Genomic DNA, 18651 nt, shown 5'->3' with positions numbered 1-18651 from the left:
GTGATATAAATTCTAGCAGATCCGTGTTTAGATCGATCACCTAAGATCTAGGCCGACCTGCAACCAAGGAACAAATAAGGAGAGGTTCTTTGCTTTCTATTTCTTATAAAACAAACGGCTTCTTAAAAACCAAACTGTTTATCAAAAAATAAAACGGCTTCTCAAAACCAAAACAAGAGCGTCTGCTTTTTTATTCTTGCTATAAATAAAAAACCCTGCCGAATCGGCAGGGCTTTTGAATTCAGCTTGAAAGCTAATAAAATAATCTAGTTAAAGATTAAATTACTCAGCTTCGATGCTTACAAACTTACGGTTTTTAGGACCTTTAACAGCAAATTTCACTTTACCTTCAGTAAGAGCGAAAAGAGTGTGGTCTTTACCGATGCCAACGTTTGTGCCAGCGTGGAACTTAGTACCACGTTGACGAACGATGATGTTACCTGCAAGAACAGATTCACCACCAAAACGCTTAACACCAAGACGTTTGCTTTCTGAATCGCGGCCGTTATTAGTAGAACCGCCAGCTTTTTTATGTGCCATTGTTAAACTCTCCTAATACTTAAGCGTTAATGCCAGTGATTTTCACTTCAGTGAACCACTGACGGTGACCAGCTTGCTTACGCGAGTGCTTACGACGACGGAACTTAACGATTTTTACTTTATCGCCACGACCGTGTTGTACTACTTCTGCAGTAACCTTGCCACCTTCAACAAGAGGTGCACCAACAGCGATTTCTTCGCCGTTAGCAACAAGAAGAACTTTATCAAATTCAACAGTTGCACCAGTTTCAACGTCTAATTTCTCTAAACGAAGTGTTTGACCTTCGCTTACTCGGTGTTGTTTGCCACCAGATTGGAAAACAGCGTACATATTTTACTCCGCTTTTTCCGCACAGCCTATGGTTGTTAATTGTACAACTCGGGTGTGCGCTAAACTAATCAATAGGGCGCAGATTCTACGGGAATCATGCCGCTATGACAAGCCATATTTTTAAAAAATTGGCGAAAACCTGTTCGCCAAAGAAAAGTGCGGCAATCATGCCCTTTAGCGATGTATTAATCAACGTTTTTTAGTGTATTATTCAACAATTAAATACAACGTATAAGCCTTACAGGGTCTAACTTCAGCCGGATGAACAATGGATTTTAAAGCTATCCAAACGCTTACTGCCAATGATATGGCAAAAGTGAATGAAACAATTCAAGCCCAACTTAATTCTGACGTAAGTTTAATCAACCAGCTTGGTTTCTATATCGTTAGCGGTGGTGGCAAACGCCTACGCCCTTTGCTTGCTCTTTTATCTGCTCGCGCACTCGGTTACCAAGGTGAAGCTCATATCACCTCTGCAGCCTTTATCGAGTTTATTCACACCGCAACCCTGCTTCATGATGACGTTGTAGACGAATCGGACATGAGACGTGGTAAGGCGACAGCCAATGCCGCTTTTGGTAATGCCGCTAGCGTTTTGGTGGGTGACTTTATCTACACACGCTCGTTCCAAATGATGACAACGCTAGGATCTTTAAAGATCCTTGAGTTAATGAGTGAAGCAGTAAACGTGATTGCCGAGGGTGAAGTTCAACAATTAATGAACTGCAATAACCCAGACACCACTGAAGAAAGCTACATGCAGGTGATCTACTCTAAGACCGCTCGCTTGTTCGAAGCAGCAACCCAAATCGGCGCGATTCTTACTGAGTCATCACCAGAGATCGAAACAGCAATGCAGAACTATGGTAAATACCTAGGAACCGCTTTCCAGCTGATTGACGATGTGATGGATTACACTGCTGATGGTAAAGAGATGGGTAAGAACGTTGGTGACGACCTAGCCGAAGGCAAACCAACACTGCCTCTACTTTACGCAATGCATAATGGCACTCCTGAACAAGCCAGCATGATTCGTGAAGCGATTGAGAAAGCGAACGGCATGGAACGTCTCGACGACATTATGGCTGTGATGAAAGAGACAGGCTCTTTAGAGTACACAACAAATAAAGCCTACGAAGAGGCCGATAAAGCCATCGCTGAGCTTTCTGTACTTCCTGACTCTGAATATAAGCAAGCGCTAACCACGCTCGCACACTTAGCTGTTAAACGCAGCAAGTAAGCAGGTTAATAGACAACTAGCTTCTATATAAATAACAAAAAAGAGCCTCAGGGCTCTTTTTTGGATTTGAACAAATATTTGTAAGAGCGCCAAATTCAATATCGGCTCGCTTCTAATGATAACGGCAGTTGAGCTTCAATTTCTTCAAGCTCTTCCATTGGCACTGCGTATTGCTCATGCCCGTTGTAAGTCTCTACTAACGCGTACTGCTCTTGCTCATCAATTACCAATACTTTTCCTAAGTGCCCCAAATATTCGACATTCATACCCTTCTGAACAGTAGCCATAACATTTACCTTCACCTTAGTTTTAGAGGTGAATACGAGTAGCTTGAACTTCAGGATCAAAAAAGCCGATCATAATGACCGGCCCTTAATAATTAGCTTTAGACTGAGTTAAATAGCGTCTCGCTTATTTAGCGAATTCAACACCAATCTCGATGTCGCCATTTAGCGTTTCAAGCATGCTATCTAAAGCGTTACGTTCGAAGTCGCTCAGCTCACCGTAGCTAAGGATCGCTTCAGCACCCTCTTTGCCTAGTTTAACTGGCTGTGCGAAGAATGGAGCGTGTTCGCCTTCACCTTCAACGTATGCACATTCAATCACGTTCTCTTCACCTTGAAGCGCTTTCACTAGAGCAAGACCGAAACGACAAGCCGCTTGACCCATAGACAGTGTCGCACTGCCGCCGCCAGCTTTAGCTTCTACTACTTCTGTACCTGCATTTTGGATACGAGTCGTTAGTGCTGCGATTTCTTCGTCAGTGAACTCTACGCCTTCAACTTGAGAAAGTAGAGGAAGAATCGTTACGCCTGAGTGGCCACCGATAACAGGAACACGGATGTCGCCTGGATCTTTGTCTTTTAGTTCAGCAACGAACGTTTCAGAACGAATCACATCAAGAGTCGTAATACCAAATAGACGACGCTTGTCGTAAACGCCCGCTTTCTTCAGTACTTCAGCCGCGATTGGCACTGTTGTGTTTACTGGGTTAGTAATGATACCAACACAAGCGGTAGGACAAGTAACTGCGATTTTCTCTGCAAGAGACTTAACAATGCCAGCATTCACATTGAAAAGATCCGCACGATCCATACCAGGCTTACGAGCAACACCCGCAGAAATAAGTACAACATCCGCACCTTCTAGTGCTGGAGTTGGATCTTCACCCGCGTAACCTTTGATCGAAACAGGCGTTGGGATATGGCTAAGATCGGCAGCAACACCCGGTGTTACCGGTGCAATATCGTAAAGTGCAAGATCTGAACCAGCAGGTAGGCGGTTTTTAAGTAGTAGGGCTAGGGCTTGACCGATGCCACCAGCGGCACCAATAACAGCTACTTTCATTGTTATTCTCCTTGAGAGCTTTCTCTTATAGATTCTTTGTAGGGTAATTCTTGAGCTAAATCTAAGTTAAAAAACTATATTAATCACAAAGTGATTACAATCAATTAACGCTAGCTTTGCGACTTCGCGCAAGTCAATAAAACCGTGCTACACAGCAAGTTCGCATTATGGCGATAATCGACTGAAATAACAAAATAAGTCGTCGCAAATAACACATTATTCTATTAAATATTTACAGTGATATGACTAACAAATTACAGGGATGTTTTGGCTAAAATTGAATATGTATGCGAGAATATGCAAACATCTTTGTTAATGAATAAGAATGACATATGCGCAATACAGAAAAGCAAGACAACTTAGTTCGTGCATTTAAAGCCTTACTAAAAGAAGAACGTTTTGGCTCACAAGGCGAAATTGTGGATGCCCTAAAACACGAAGGTTTTGAAAGCATCAACCAGTCTAAAGTCTCGCGTATGTTAACCAAGTTTGGTGCCGTTCGAACTCGTAACGCAAAAATGGAGATGGTTTACTGTCTTCCTGCTGAGCTTGGTGTTCCGACCGTTTCTAGCTCTCTAAGAGAATTAGTACTAGATATTGACCACAACAATGCATTGGTGGTGATACACACGGGCCCTGGTGCGGCGCAGCTGATTGCGCGTTTATTAGACTCTCTAGGTAAGTCGGAAGGCATACTGGGCGTAGTCGCAGGTGATGATACTATCTTCATTACCCCAACGTTATCGGTTACCACTAAGCAACTGTTTGATTCAGTGTGTGAACTGTTTGAATACGCAGGATAATTGATCGCTGTTTCATACCTATCAGCTTTATTAATGGATCACGAGTATCTATTTGCTTCGTGATCCAAATCACATCCTAGAATATCCATACCTCTCTTCCAAAATCACACTAAACTATTGATTTTAAAAAACTCAGTAGCAAATCAAACACGAGATCCAGACATCATTTGTTAGATTTTTTAGCTATATCTTTTAACATTCGAGTAATTTTCTGCCAATTTTTGATATTATTCAGCCACTTTTTCATCACATGGATTGAAAAAGGTGCCGTTTCCAAATAGGAAACTCCAGAAGCAACTACACTTGTTTCAGGGTTAATAATGAATAAAGGAAGGGAAATTCATGGCATTTACCAAACTTATTAAAGTTGGTGCTATTGCAGCTGCTGTAATGGGCGCTGGCGCTGTTAACGCTCAAGAGTTCATCACGATTGGTACTGGTTCAGTTACGGGTGTTTACTACCCAACTGGTGGTGCGATTTGTAAGCTAGTGAACAAGGGCCGCAAAGACCACAACATTCGTTGTTCTGTAGAGTCTACTGGTGGTTCAATCTACAACGTTAACACCATCCGTGCTGGTGAACTAGATTTCGGTGTTGTTCAATCGGACTGGCAATACCACGGCTACAACGGTACAAGTAAGTTCAAAGATCAGGGCGAATACAAGAAACTTCGCGCGATGTTCTCTCTACATACAGAACCGTTTAACATCATCGCTCGTACTGATGCTGGCATCAACAATGTGTCTGACCTAGCAGGTAAGCGTGTAAACATTGGTAACCCAGGTTCTGGTGACCGTGCAACGATGGGTGTTGTAATGGACGCTATGGGCTGGACTAACGACAGCTTCAAGCTTGCCTCTGAACTTAAAGGTTCTGAGCGTTCACAAGCACTTTGTGATAACAAGATTGATGCATTCATCTACATGGTTGGTCACCCGAACGGATCAATCAAAGAAGCAACAACGTCTTGTGATGCAAAACTGGTTTCAGCAACAGGTCCACAGATCGACAAGATCGTAGCTGAAAACCCATACTACGCTTACAGCACAGTTCCTGCTGGTATGTACCGTGGTACTGACGCTGACGTAAACAGCTTCGGTGTTGCAGCAACTATGGTAACAACTTCAGACGTTTCTGAAGAAGTTGCATACAACGTTGCTAAGGCAGTATTTGAAAACTTTGACACTTTCAAACGCCTACACCCAGCATTTGCTAACCTGAAAAAAGAAGACATGGTTAAAGCGGGTATCTCTATCCCTCTTCACCCAGGCGCAGCAAAATACTACAAAGAAGTGGGCCTTCTAAAGTAACTCTACTTTAAGCCTACTACACCAATAAGGAGGCTAGCCCTCCTTATTGGCTTTTCACGTTTTATAAAAATAATTTAAGTGAAAAGAACAGCCCTTTAAGTTTCTCCAATTTGGAGGACTTACCTTCGTATCAAGCCTAAGACAAAGACGAACAAAGAACGCATTTCCCTATCCATTCACTACACTAGATAGGAAATAAATAACGTTTGGTTGTTCGTAAGAAAAGGCAGACCATCAATAATAAGGATAAAGTACATGACGCAGACAACATCACCGTCTCCAGATGTGCAAGAAATGGTGGCACAATCAGATACTGGTGCGCGTAGCCCTCGTGGTATCCAAGGCCGTATTTTATGGTTTGTGCCTCTATGTTGGTCACTGTTCCAACTTTGGTATGCATCTCCGCTGCCGTTCATTTTTAACTTCGCAATTTTAAACGACACTGAAGCTCGAGCAATTCACCTTACGTTTGCTATTTTCCTAGCCTTTACCGCTTATCCAGCCATGAAGAATTCGCCTAGGGATCGCATCCCCGCAGTCGATTGGATATTAGCGCTTGTAGGTAGCTTTTCAGCTTCTTATATCTATATTTTCTATACTGAACTCGCTGAGCGCTCGGGCGCACCAACAACATTCGATATTGTTGCGGCTGTATTCGGTATGGTTTTACTGCTTGAAGCAACACGACGCGCTTTGGGTCCACCTCTTATGGTTGTGGCAGCAGTATTCCTACTTTATACCTTTGGCGGCCCTCACATGCCGGACGTTATTGCCCACAAAGGTGCGAGCCTGAACAAGGCAATGTCGCATCTGTGGTTAACAACTGAAGGTGTATTCGGTGTGGCACTTGGCGTATCAACGTCATTCGTATTCTTGTTTGTACTGTTTGGTGCAATGCTAGAGCGTGCAGGTGCTGGTGCTTACTTTATTAAAGTTGCATTCTCACTGCTTGGTCACATGAAAGGCGGCCCAGCGAAAGCAGCCGTTGTTGCATCAGGTCTGTCTGGTTTGGTATCAGGTTCATCTATCGCGAACGTGGTAACCACGGGTACCTTTACTATCCCGCTAATGAAGCGTGTTGGTTTCCCAGGCACTAAAGCAGGTGCAGTAGAAGTAGCAGCTTCAACCAATGGTCAATTAACACCACCGATCATGGGTGCAGCAGCCTTCTTGATGGTTGAGTATGTGGGCATTTCGTATGTAGAAGTAATCAAAGCCGCGCTACTGCCCGCTCTGATCTCTTACATCGCTCTGATTTACATTGTTCATCTAGAAGCATGTAAAGCAGGTATGACTGGCCTACCTCGTCGCCACACACCAACTATCGTACAAAGCTTACTGTCTTTCACGGGTACCATTTTAGGTCTGTGTGTTATCAGTGCCGCGGTTTACTACGGTGTCGGTTGGACGAAAGATGTCTTTGGCGATGCTGCAACACCAATCGTAACGGTGGCTCTATTAGTCGCTTATGTCGCTCTGGTTCGTGTATCAGCAAAATACGCATCTGAAGGCGGCATGGAAATCGATGCGGATCTCAAAGAAGTTCCGGATCCAGGTCCAACGATTAAATCTGGTTTGCACTTCCTACTGCCTATCGTAGTTCTAGTTTGGTGTCTAACTGTTGAACGTTTCTCTCCAGGTCTGTCGGCATTCTGGGCGACCGTATTCATGATCTTCATTTTGATCACTCAGCGTCCTTTAATGACTTTGATGAACAAATCAGACGATCTTGCAGAGCAAACTAAAGCTGGCTTCGTTGATCTCGCAGAGAGCTTGGTTTCAGGCGCACGTAACATGATTGGTATCGGTGTCGCGACAGCGGCCGCAGGTACGGTTGTAGGCGTGGTGACTCTAACGGGTATCGGTCTAGTAATGACGGACTTCGTTGAGTTTATCTCAGGCGGTAGCATCATTCTTATGTTGCTATTCACTGCAGTAATCAGCTTGATCTTAGGTATGGGCTTGCCAACAACGGCGAACTACATCGTTGTATCAACGCTGATGGCTCCGGTAATCGTGACCCTAGGCGCTGCGCACGGCTTGATCATTCCATTGATTGCGGTTCACTTATTCGTGTTCTACTTCGGTATTCTTGCAGATGACACACCTCCGGTAGGTCTGGCAGCCTTTGCGGCCGCCGCGATTGCGAAATCAGACCCAATTCGTACAGGTATTCAAGGTTTTACCTACGATATCCGGACCGCGATCTTGCCGTTCATGTTCATCTTCAATACCCAACTACTGTTGATGGGCATTGATTCTTGGTGGCACTTAGCACTAACGATTTTCTCTTCTGTTACTGCAGTACTTATCTTTGCCGCAGCAACACAAGGATGGTGGTTTACTAAGAACAAGTGGTGGGAAACATTACTGCTGTTGATTCTAACCTTCTCTTTCTTCCGCCCTGGTTTCTGGTGGGACATGATTTATCCAGAGAAAGTTCTTTCACCTGGAGTTGAGATTGCTCAAATCACAGAAAATCTATCTGTGGGACAATCACTTGAATTGAGAGTAGGTGGCGAAAACTTAGAAGGTAACTATTCTGAGAAAACAGTTCGCCTTCCGTTTGAAGATTCTGCGACAACAAGTGAAGACCGCATTGCTTCAATGGGCCTAATGCTGACACAAGCTGACGACAAGATGATTGTTGATATGGTTGAGTTTGGTAGCCCTGCAGAAGCCGCTGGCATTGACTTTGATTGGGAAATTAAATCAGTTATCCAAGACGCAGAACGACCAATGAAAGAGTGGGTATTCTTACCTGCCCTACTGATTTTGATTGGTTTAGCGATGAACCAAAGAAGGCGTGCTCGTAAGGATGAGATTAGCGCGTAATGGATAGAGCCAAGTAGCGCTCTACTCTATTTGGCTTTTTTACTACATGGAAAAGATAATTACAGCGTTTGGTATGTACTAAGCGCTGCTCAAAAAGAGACGAATACATGTATAGACAAATCCTTGTTCCCGTTGATCTTAACGACAAAGGCTTTTCTGATAAAGCAGTCGAACTAGCGGTATGGCACGCGAAACACAGCAATGCTGAAGTCCACATTCTGAACGTACTACCGGGCATTCACATGTCGATGGTGGCGTCTTACTTCCCGAAAGATGCAGCGAACCAAATGAAGCTTGATGTGAAAAATCAGCTGAAAGATTTTGCTGACAAGCACATTGACGATGAAGTGGTGTATAAAGTTCACGTTGCCGAAGGCAAGACTTACACAACGATCCTTGATTACGCAGAAAAACTGGGCGCTGACCTTATCGTGATGCCTAGCCATAAGCGTTCGAAAATCGACAAAGTTGTGCTTGGTTCTGTCGCAAGCAAAGTGGTACAGAACTCACCAATCAATGTATTGGTAGTTAAGCCGCAAGGCTAAATCACTTAATCGACACAACGATCTAAAAAGGTTGGCCTAAAAGCCAACCTTTTTTGTTTTGCGTTCGCACCGTTTAATACCAATCGTAGTAAAGATCTCAAGAATCAACGCACTAAGTTCTGCGGATTACCCGCGACAAACCCATCAATATTATCGATTAAGATATCAGACAGCTTTTGAATTGAACTGTCACAGCCCCACGCCACATGAGGTGTCAGCAGTAAGTTAGGTAGGTGACTGTTGGCCAATAGTGGATTCGAGTTATCTGCTGGCTCTTGTGTGAACACATCCATACCTGCACCTGCGATCTCATGTTTTTTCAAAGCTTCAACCAAAGCTTGTTCATCGACAAGCCCACCACGGCCAGCATTAATTAACACCGCACTTGGTTTCATCATTGCTAGCTCTCGCTCCGAAATCAGATTTTGGGTCATATCAGTCAATGGGCAATGTAGGCTGATCGCATCCGCTTGCTGCAACACTGTATAAAAAGGCAAATACCCCTCTCGACAAGACTCCGCACCTTTTCGCTCTGCAAAAATCACTTTCATACCAATCGCTTTAGCCAATATCGCAGTCGCTTGCCCTAAACTGCCACTACCAATTAAACCCAATGTACTACCAGCCACATCTTGAATAGGGTGAGTAAAGAAACAGAACTGCTTATCCTTTTGCCACTCGCCGGATTCAATGTCTTGATGGTAGCCAACAAGATTTCGTTTTAGCGTAAACAGCATAGCAATCACATGTTCAGGTACCGACTGAGTCGCATAGCCTTGCACATTAGCCACTGCGATATTGTTACTCTTGCAGTAGTCGACATCGACATTATTGACGCCTGTCGCTGACACAGCGATCAGCTTGAGTTGTTGTGCTTGAGCTAAATTATCAGCGTTGAGCACAACCTTATTGGTGATAACAACATCCGCTCCGACAACGCGTTCAGCAACGAGCTCTGGAGCAGTAAAGTCATACTCTACCCACTCATGTTCAAAGCTGAGAGGTTTTAAATGGATTTGAGATGGGATGGTGGCTCTGTCGAGAAAGACCACTTTCAACTTCGGCATTGTACGTCCTTGAATTGGTATTGATGAGACCATTCTAAGCTTTTAGCTTACTGTAGTCTGGAAGCTCTGGCGCAATTTCAAAGTGCTGCTCGATTTGTGGCGATGCTTGAGGATAAAACTCACACGGAACAAAGGCTTTAAATAACTGATCATTAGCCGGGTGATAAAAACTGAGTTCACACGCGTGCAGAGCCAACCTATCGCTATAGTTAAAAGCATCTAGCGTGGCATAAAACTCATCACCCACAATAGGATTTCCTATCTCCATACAGTGCACTCGCAACTGATGAGATCGTCCCGTGATAGGCAGTAGCTTCAATAAGGTCGTTTGTACCTCATCTTGTTCCACCACATAGCGAGTCTGAGATGATTTACCATCCTCGAAACACACTTTCTGCTTCGGGCGGTTTGGCCAGTCGCAAATAAGAGGAAGGTCAATCAAGCCTTCTTTGTCTTCAACTGCACCCCATACTCGCGCGTAATAGAGCTTATGTGTCAGGCGATATTGAAATTGCTTCTTCAAATGTCGCTCTGCTTGCTTGTGTTTAGCGAGCAGCATCAAGCCCGATGTCGACATGTCCAATCGATGCACGACTTGAATCTCTGGAAATTCGACAACTAACCGACTCCACATACTGTCGTAATGATCAGGTAACCTACCCGGAACAGAAAGTAGGCCTGCAGGCTTGTTCACCACAAGAATATCGTCATCTTGATAAACAATATCAATCCACGGTTCACGCGGTGGTGTGTACTGTTCTAACGCCATTGGAGCCTCTTAATTGCTAGTGAACAAATAATTCACGGTTGATTCGTTTATAAATAAATACAATTTTCAACATTTTCGTACATAAAAGTTGACGACCTTACAAAACATGGTATTGATAGGGTAACGGATAATAAGAAGTCAGCATCAAAGGAAAAACGATGGACAGTACGGTTAAAACCACCAACACAAAAACACCAACCTCAGCTCCCCTATCTAGTTTAATTAAGTCTCTTGGCCCAGGCATTATGATGGCCGCAGCGGCTGTTGGTGGCTCTCACTTAGTCGCCTCAACCAAGGCGGGTGCGATTTATGGTTGGCAGCTCGCCGCGCTTATTATCCTCGTTAATATCTTCAAATACCCATTCTTCAGAGCCGGCATCCAATACACGCTAGGAACGGGTCAAAGCTTGGTGGAAGGTTACTCTAACCTAGGCCGCCCTTACCTTGTGATCTTTTCGATCTTGAGTTCCATATCAGCGGTCGTGAATACCGCTGCCCTGCTATTATTCAGTGCAAGTCTACTCAGTTACTTTATTCCTTTCGATTTAGCCACTAGCACCTTGTGCATGATCGTTTTGGCGACCTGTTTGATCATTCTGTTTGCTGGCCATTACCGCGCGCTTGATACTCTATCTAAAGCGATCATGGCGATCTTAACCATCACAACCTTAGCTGCTGTTGCGATTGCTATTGGCTCCCCAGTCCAGCCTGATGCTGCTTTTGTTCCGCCATCGCCTTGGTCATTGGCTGCTATTGGTTTTATCGTGGTGACCATGGGTTGGATGCCTGCGCCTATCGAGATTTCAAGCATCACCTCTATGTGGCTAAAAAGCCAAAAAGAGAAGCAGGAAGTGACCGCACAATCAGCACTGTTCGATTTTAATGTCGGTTACATTGGTACTGCACTGCTTGCTTTAGTATTCGTTGCGTTAGGCGCGCTAGTGCTTCACGGTTCGGGTGTTGAACTGTCTCGCTCTGGTGTTGGCTTTACTCATCAATTGGTCGGCATCTACGCTTCGACAATTGGTGAGTGGTCTCGTCCATTAATCGCTCTTATCGCTTTCTTCTGTATCTTTGGTAGCACGATTACCGTTATCGATGGCTACTCTCGCGTGCTTGCTGAATCACAGCGCCTATTATTCAAAAAAGACTCAAGCCCAAGAATGCTGCAAGGTTGGATCATCATAGTCTCTCTCGCGGCATTGGCGATTGTGATGTTCTTTAGCGCTGCACTGATGCCAATGCTTGATTTTGCGATGGTACTTGCCTTTGCGACTACGCCATTCTTCGCGCTGCTTAACTTCATCCTAGTGAATAAGGCTAAGCTTCCAGAAGCACTAGCCATTGGCAGCAAGCTAAAATGGCTGTCTGTCGCGGGTCTTGTTTACCTGTTTGGTTTCTTAGCAGTCTTTGTTTGGTGGAAGTGGTTGATGTAATTCTTCAGCCAATACATCTTTCAACAACGAAAACAGCTTTCAAGCGCTAGATAAAAATAAGGCCTTCATGATGAAGGCCTTATTTCGTTGAAGCATCTCGCTAATTCAAAACTAGTTGTGAGAAACCACAATCAAGCGTAATGAATCTAGCTGAACCTGAGCTTTGCTGATGTAACCTGTCAATTCATTGATTTGAGCTTCGATTACCTCTAGCTCTTCATCACGAATATTAGGGTTCACAGCTTTAAGCGCTTGTAGGCGCTCTAATTCACCGTTCAGGTTAGTCTGCATGTCTCGTTGAGCTTGTTCACGCACTTCTTCCACTTTAGGAAGTACGTGCGTCTCACCCGCTTCGATTAGCTTGTGAATTTCACCTTGTACCGAGTTAACTAGCTTGCTCGCTAGGTGACGGTTTACAGGGCTTAATTGACGGTTAAAGCTGTCGAACTCAACCTGAGCTGATAAGTCATTACCACGGCCATCCATCATCAAACGAATTGGCGTCTTAGGTAAGAACTGGCTGATACCACTGCGTTTCGGAGCTTGCGCATCCACAAGGTAAACCAACTCAAGCAGGATAGTACCCACTGGCAGCGCTTTGTTTTTCAGTAGCGATACCGCTGATGCACCAACACCTTCACTCAGTAGCAGATCGATACCGCCCTGAATCATTGGGTGTTCCCAACTAATGAAGTTCATGTCTTCACGAGAAAGCGCAGTATCACGATCAAACGTGATGGTTGCGCCTTCGTATGGTAAGCCCGGGTAGCTTGGTACCATCATATGCTCAGATGGCGTCACAACCAGCGCATTTTCACCCTTGTCGTCTTGGTTCAAGCCAATCGTATCGAACAGGCTCAATGCAAACGTCACTAGGTTAGTATCGCCGTCAGTCGACGCGATCTTTTCTGCAATTTCATGCGCTTTGTCGCCGCCGTTTGAGTGCATCTCTAGTAGGCGATCACGGCCTTTTTCTAGATCTGATTTCAGGCTTTGGTTTAGCTTGGCAGATTCTTCAATCACTTCATCAAGTTGCTCTGTGTTACCAGAAGCCAGCATCTCGATAAGAACATCTGAGTACTTGTCGTAAACCGTGCGACCCGTTGGACAAGTTTCCGCAAATGCGTTCAGGCCTTCATCAAACCAACGCGCAAGAATCGCCTGTGATGTACCTTTTAGGTAAGGAACATGAATGTCGATATCACGTAGCTGACCAATACGGTCCAAGCGACCAATACGTTGCTCAAGCAAATCTGGGTTGAACGGTAGATCAAACATCACTAATTGGTTAGCGAACTGGAAGTTACGACCTTCAGAGCCGATTTCACTACAGATAAGAACCTGAGCGCCGCCCTCTTCTTGAGCAAAGTAAGCCGCAGCTTTATCACGCTCTAGAATCGACATGCCTTCGTGGAATACGGTTGCACGTACACCTTCACGCTCACGCAGTGCTTGCTCTAATTGAAGAGCCGTACTTGCACGAGAGGCGATCACTAGGATCTTCTCGCTGCGCTTGTCTTGGATCTTTTCAATCAACCAGTTAACACGTGAGTCGAACTGCCACCAGCTTGAATCTTCACCTTCAAACTCTTGGAAGATCTCTTCTGGGTACAGCATCTTCATTGCACGAGCTTCGGGAGCCATCTTGCCACCGATCATGCCAGATACACGCATTGAGGTTGTGTACTGCGTTGGAATTTCCATCGGCAATAGGTTTACATTTCGCTTAGGGAAGCCTTTGATTGCAGCACGTGTGTTTCTGAAAAGAACACGGCCAGTACCATGGCGATCCATAAGGTTATCAATCAATTCTTGGCGAGCTAACGCTTGCTCTTCTTCGCTGCTATCACCTTCGATAACGCGGAATAGAGGCTCAACATCTTGCTCAGAAAGCAGTTCCGTAATCTGGTTCTTCGCGCTGTTTTCAAGCTTCACGCCTGAGAACAATGCAGTTACTGCATCGGCAACCGGTGCGTATTGGTCTTCTTCTTCAACGAATGCTTCGTAATCGTAGAAGCGGTCAGGATCAAGCAGACGCAGACGTGCAAAGTGGCTCTCACGACCCAATTGCTCAGGGGTTGCTGTTAGTAGTAGCACACCAGACGTATTTTCCGCTAAGCCTTCAACCACTTGGTATTCACGGCTTGGTTTGTCTTGGCTCCACTCAAGGTGATGCGCTTCATCGACAACCAACAAGTCCCACTCGCCTTCAAGTGCTTGCTCGTAGCGCTTACGGCTCTTACGTAGGAAGTCCAAAGAACACAGAACGTACTGCTGGGTATCAAATGGGTTGTCAGATTCAGCAAACGCTTCAATACAACGCTCTTCGTCAAAGATAGAGAAGTGCAGATTGAAACGACGCATCATCTCTACTAACCACTGGTGTTGTAGAGTTTCAGGAACCACTATCAGAATACGTTCAGCACGGCCAGACAACACCTGTTGGTGGATGATCATGCCCGCTTCAATGGTTTTACCTAGGCCAACTTCATCGGCAAGTAAAACGCGCGGAGCGTGACGACGACCCACTTCATGAGCGATGTATAACTGGTGAGGGATCAAGCCAGCACGCATACCACACAAGCCACGCATAGGGCTCTTGTGCTGTTGGTACTGGTTACTCAGCGCGCGGTAACGCAACACAAAATTATCCATACGGTCGATTTGACCTGCGTACAGCTTGTCTTGTGGCTTGTTAAAGCGGATCTGGTTGCTTAAGAAGATTTCACGCAGAGTGACTTCTGTTTCTTGGGTATCTTCGCGAGTACCTAAGTAGGTTAGCAGTCCTTTGTCTTCGATAACTTCTTCGACAGACAGAGACCAACCTTCTTGGCATTCGATGACATCGCCTACATTAAACGTTACTCGGGTTACGGGAGCATCAGTACGTGCATAAACACGGTTTTCTTCTGACGCTGCAAACATTAGTGTCACTGTGCGAGCATCCATTGCTACAACGGTACCTAAACCTAAATCGCTCTCCGTATCGCTTATCCAGCGTTGCCCCAAAGCAAATGTCATGAATCGACTACCTCAATCTTATAGTTGGAATTTGGTCTTTTTAACTGCAGTTTCAAACAAGAACGTTCTCGCTCCTGAACTAAAAATATAGCCAAAAATGCCTAGTTTGCAGCCACTTTTTAAGTGCGCTCTAGATAATAAATATCTCAAGAAAATGGTGCAGAAAAAGGTCGCTAATCTTACTCGATGCTGTGATTTAGGTCACGCCTAAAGGAGATGATTTCGTGCTTTTTTTCTGTTTTCGCCAGTGCAATCAAACTGTCAAAAAATCATGGTTAATCTATAGGTAGCAGATTGCTGCTCTCAAACGAATACGCCATAGTCATCTACAACGATATGGTGGTATTCCTCTAGATGAAGTTTAGGTGAGTAGTTGACTATCACCAGAATCAGATACTAATCTTTATATGAGCTTTATCTACGTTCAATGAATGCAAGGCAAGCCGCACGTCGGCAAGGAGATGCTATGGGCGAGACCAACCGGAAGCTATTTGTTTTAGACACCAATATCCTACTTCACGAACCCTTCGCTATATTTTCTTTCCAAGAGCACGATGTCGTTATCCCCATGACAGTGCTAGAAGAACTAGACAGAATCAAAGACAGTAAGAGAGACGTTGCCCGAGATGCGAGAATTGCGATACGAACTCTCGAAGATCTATTCAGGGAAGCTACACCAGACCAAATATCGGAAGGTATCCCTTTCACCAAAGACATTAAAGCCTCAGGCAGTATTTCAATACTCGCCGATTACGAACTTCAAGAAAGCATCAAAGCCTTTGCCGACGACAAGGCAGGCGATAACCGAATCCTCAACGCTGTACTCTACCTTCAAAACAAACGCGCGCCACGCGAAGTGGTTCTCATCACCAAAGACATCAACATGCGCTTACGAGCCAAAGGCGCTGGTGTTCGCTTTGTTGAAGACTATCAAACCGACCAACTGATTGATGATATCCAATATCTCACCAAAGGCTTTCAACAGCTCGAAGGATCATTTTGGGATGGTATCGACAATGTCGAGAGCAGAAGTTTAGGTGGAAAGACACTGCACACCTTAGCTAGAGCGCCTTTTGAACCAACCTTCCTTAACCAATATGTGATTGATGAAGAGAGTGACTTTGCAGCAAGAGTTGAAGAGATTGATACCGAAACCATCACACTCAGGGACTTAAGCCGTGAACGCTTAATGAACAGAAGAGCTTGGGACATCACGCCAAAAAACATTTATCAAGGAATGGCGATTGATGCCCTGCTCGACCCTGATATTGATCTGGTGATCCTAACTGGTGCGGCAGGGAGTGGTAAAACGCTGCTCGCCATGGCTGCTGCACTTGAGCAAACCATTGAGCGTAAACAGTTCGATAAGATCATCGTAACCCGAAACACGCCCGACATTGGTGAGTCGATTGGTTTCCTCCCTGGTACCGAAGAAGAGAAGATGCTGCCTTGGTTGGCTGCTGTGACCGATACACTGGAAGCGCTACACAAAAACGACCACTGCACCGAAGGGTCGATGAAATACATCTGTGACAAAGCTAATATCCAGTTCAAATCGATCAACTTCATGCGCGGCCGTTCCATCCAAAATGCGTTTGTGCTTCTCGATGAGTGTCAGAACCTGACTGCATCACAAATCAAAACCATCATCACCCGCTGTGGTGAAGGTACTAAGATCGTCTGCTCAGGAAACCTAGCGCAGATAGACTCTTCTTACTTAACCCCTGTGACTTCAGGCTTAACCTACATGGTTGAGCGTTTTAAAAACTTCGAAGGCAGTGCCAATATCCACCTCAATGGCGTGGTACGTAGCCGACTGGCAGAGTTTGCTGAAGAGAACATGTAGCGACTCTATACGCTCACTGAATCAATAACCTAAAAACAAAAAGCGCCTCACATTGGAGGCGCTTTTCAATTTAATATTTTGAAGTAAGTTGGCAGAGATTCGTCTGAATTACTCAGTACCACCAACAGTTAACGAGTCTAGTTTCAATGTTGGCTGACCAACACCTACTGGCACACTTTGGCCAGCCTTACCACACACACCAACACCTCGGTCGATGCTTAGGTCGTTACCGACCATAGACACTTGCTGCATCGCTTCAATACCAGAACCGATCAACGTTGCACCCTTCACTGGGTGAGTGATCTTACCGTTTTCAATCATGTACGCTTCAGAAGCCGAGAATACAAACTTACCAGAAGTAATATCAACCTGACCGCCGCCGAAGTTCGGGGCGTAGATACCCTTCTCAACCGTTGCGATGATCTCTTCCGGCGTGTGTTCGCCCGGTAGCATGTATGTATTCGTCATACGTGGCATTGGAAGATGGGCGTAAGACTCACGACGACCATTACCTGTCGGTGCTACACCCATTAGGCGAGCGTTCAGCTTATCTTGCATGTAACCTTTTAAGATGCCGTTTTCGATTAAAGTATTGTACTGACCGTTAACACCTTCATCATCGACGTTCAATGAACCACGAAGATCAGTCAATGTACCGTCATCGACAATCGTACATAGGCTTGAAGTGACTTGCTCGCCAACTTTACCCGAGAATACTGATGACTCTTTACGGTTGAAGTCGCCTTCTAAACCGTGGCCTACCGCTTCATGCAGTAGAACACCCGGCCAACCAGAACCAAGAACCACAGGCATTGCCCCAGCAGGCGCAGCAACCGCTTCAAGGTTAACAAGAGCTTGACGAATCGCTTCATCAGCAAATTGGTAAGCAACTTGAGTGCCTTTGTCATCACTTAAGAAGAAGTCGTAACCAAAACGGCCACCACCACCAGCGCTACCACGCTCACGACGAGCACCCTTCTGTGCGAGTACGCTAATAGACAAGCGAACCAGCGGACGAATATCACCAGCGTAAGTGCCATCAGTAGCAGCAACCAGCATCTGCTCATGCACACCACTTAGGCTCACCGATACTTCAGTCACCATCGGCTCTTTAGTGCGAATATAAGCATCTAATGATTTTAGTAATTCTGTTTTCTGCTGTTTTTCCCAGCTCGCTAGCGGGTTAACTGCATCATAGTAAGCTTGGTTAGAGTTGCGTTTGAACGCTTGAACCTTGCCGTTTTGACCTTGTTTAGCGATACCACGAGCCGCAATTGCGCTCTGCTTAAGACCATCCAGTTGGATTTGGTCAGAGTAAGCAAAACCGGTCTTTTCACCAGATACTGCACGAACGCCAACACCGCAATCGATATTGAAAGAGCCGTCTTTAATAATGCTGTCTTCTAGCACTAAAGATTCGTGCCAGCTTGACTGAAAGTAGATATCAGCATAATCAATTTGGCGGGTAGCAATGCTCGCCAATGTATCTGCGATATTTTGCTCCGTAAGCCCTGTCGGGTTCAGTAGCGCTTCTTCAATTTGATTAATGCTCATAGATGG

The 18651-nt window shown here is 45.1% G+C and carries 15 protein-coding genes; 7 read left to right on the top strand and 8 right to left on the bottom strand.

The genetic code is table 11. The features are described from left to right. Positions 1-282: 282 nt before the first annotated feature. Both rpmA and rplU read right to left on the bottom strand, forming a co-directional pair. Positions 283-540 (bottom strand): 50S ribosomal protein L27, encoded by a 258-nt coding sequence (gene rpmA / locus HRQ85_RS19685; protein ID WP_004735905.1) that lies wholly within the window; start codon positions 538-540, stop codon positions 283-285. Positions 541-559: 19 nt separating this feature from the next. Beyond that, a complete protein-coding gene (gene rplU / locus HRQ85_RS19680; RefSeq protein WP_004740823.1) occupies positions 560-871 on the bottom strand; it encodes a 50S ribosomal protein L21 in 312 nt (103 codons plus the stop codon). 268 nt (positions 872-1139) lie between these two features. On the opposite strand from rplU, the gene ispB reads away from it, so the two are divergent. Continuing rightward, positions 1140-2111, top strand: coding sequence for an octaprenyl diphosphate synthase (gene ispB, locus HRQ85_RS19675; RefSeq protein ID WP_172380429.1), 972 nt, complete (start codon positions 1140-1142; stop codon positions 2109-2111). Positions 2112-2206: 95 nt separating this feature from the next. Here the strand turns inward: ispB and HRQ85_RS19670 are convergent, their stop codons facing one another. Next, the gene (locus tag HRQ85_RS19670; RefSeq protein WP_017061375.1) at positions 2207-2398 is read right to left on the bottom strand and encodes a hypothetical protein; all 192 of its coding nucleotides are present in this window, start codon (positions 2396-2398) and stop codon (positions 2207-2209) included. Between the two features lie 124 nt (positions 2399-2522). Continuing rightward, positions 2523-3458: a malate dehydrogenase gene (gene mdh, locus HRQ85_RS19665; RefSeq protein ID WP_009847834.1), complete on the bottom strand. Its 936-nt coding sequence runs from the start codon at positions 3456-3458 to the stop codon at positions 2523-2525. 332 nt (positions 3459-3790) lie between these two features. Here mdh and argR point away from each other — a divergent pair, with 332 nt between their 5' ends. The 4 genes from argR to HRQ85_RS19645 all read left to right on the top strand — a co-directional run bounded on the left by argR (position 3791) and on the right by HRQ85_RS19645 (position 8952). Continuing rightward, entirely contained in the window at positions 3791-4261 is a 471-nt protein-coding gene (gene argR, locus HRQ85_RS19660) for a transcriptional regulator ArgR (RefSeq protein WP_004740827.1), read from the top strand. A 342-nt stretch (positions 4262-4603) separates the two neighbouring features. Further along, positions 4604-5572 (top strand): TAXI family TRAP transporter solute-binding subunit, encoded by a 969-nt coding sequence (locus tag HRQ85_RS19655; protein ID WP_017061374.1) that lies wholly within the window; start codon positions 4604-4606, stop codon positions 5570-5572. A gap of 255 nt (positions 5573-5827) precedes the next feature. Beyond that, on the top strand, positions 5828-8407 hold the full coding sequence (locus HRQ85_RS19650) for a TRAP transporter permease (RefSeq protein WP_086971272.1): 2580 nt from the start codon (positions 5828-5830) through the stop codon (positions 8405-8407). A 107-nt stretch (positions 8408-8514) separates the two neighbouring features. Then, positions 8515-8952 carry a universal stress protein gene (locus HRQ85_RS19645; RefSeq protein ID WP_172380428.1) on the top strand — a complete coding sequence of 146 codons (438 nt, stop codon included), beginning with the start codon at positions 8515-8517 and terminating at the stop codon, positions 8950-8952. Between the two features lie 104 nt (positions 8953-9056). Here HRQ85_RS19645 and HRQ85_RS19640 read toward each other — a convergent pair whose 3' ends face one another. Together HRQ85_RS19640 and HRQ85_RS19635 are read right to left on the bottom strand one after the other, a co-directional pair. Beyond that, positions 9057-10019, bottom strand: a complete 963-nt coding sequence (locus tag HRQ85_RS19640; protein WP_172380427.1) for a D-2-hydroxyacid dehydrogenase — start codon at positions 10017-10019, stop codon at positions 9057-9059. 34 nt (positions 10020-10053) lie between these two features. Then, positions 10054-10788, bottom strand: a complete 735-nt coding sequence (locus tag HRQ85_RS19635; RefSeq protein ID WP_172380426.1) for a pseudouridine synthase — start codon at positions 10786-10788, stop codon at positions 10054-10056. 158 nt (positions 10789-10946) lie between these two features. Between HRQ85_RS19635 and HRQ85_RS19630 the strand changes: the two genes are divergently transcribed. Next, positions 10947-12224, top strand: coding sequence for an NRAMP family divalent metal transporter (locus tag HRQ85_RS19630; RefSeq protein WP_172380425.1), 1278 nt, complete (start codon positions 10947-10949; stop codon positions 12222-12224). A 111-nt stretch (positions 12225-12335) separates the two neighbouring features. Here the strand turns inward: HRQ85_RS19630 and rapA are convergent, their stop codons facing one another. Next, entirely contained in the window at positions 12336-15245 is a 2910-nt protein-coding gene (rapA, locus tag HRQ85_RS19625; RefSeq protein ID WP_017062952.1) for an RNA polymerase-associated protein RapA, read from the bottom strand. 466 nt (positions 15246-15711) lie between these two features. Between rapA and HRQ85_RS19620 the strand changes: the two genes are divergently transcribed. Beyond that, on the top strand, positions 15712-17091 hold the full coding sequence (locus tag HRQ85_RS19620; RefSeq protein ID WP_052880148.1) for a PhoH family protein: 1380 nt from the start codon (positions 15712-15714) through the stop codon (positions 17089-17091). A gap of 108 nt (positions 17092-17199) precedes the next feature. On the opposite strand, the gene tldD is transcribed toward HRQ85_RS19620, so the two are convergent. Beyond that, on the bottom strand, positions 17200-18645 hold the full coding sequence (gene tldD, locus HRQ85_RS19615) for a metalloprotease TldD (protein ID WP_172380424.1): 1446 nt from the start codon (positions 18643-18645) through the stop codon (positions 17200-17202). Positions 18646-18651 lie beyond the last annotated feature (6 nt).

Source organism: Vibrio sp. Vb339 (assembly GCF_902751245.1).
GTDB lineage: Bacteria > Pseudomonadota > Gammaproteobacteria > Enterobacterales > Vibrionaceae > Vibrio > Vibrio coralliirubri.
This window is presented reverse-complemented; position numbering and strand designations above follow the sequence as displayed.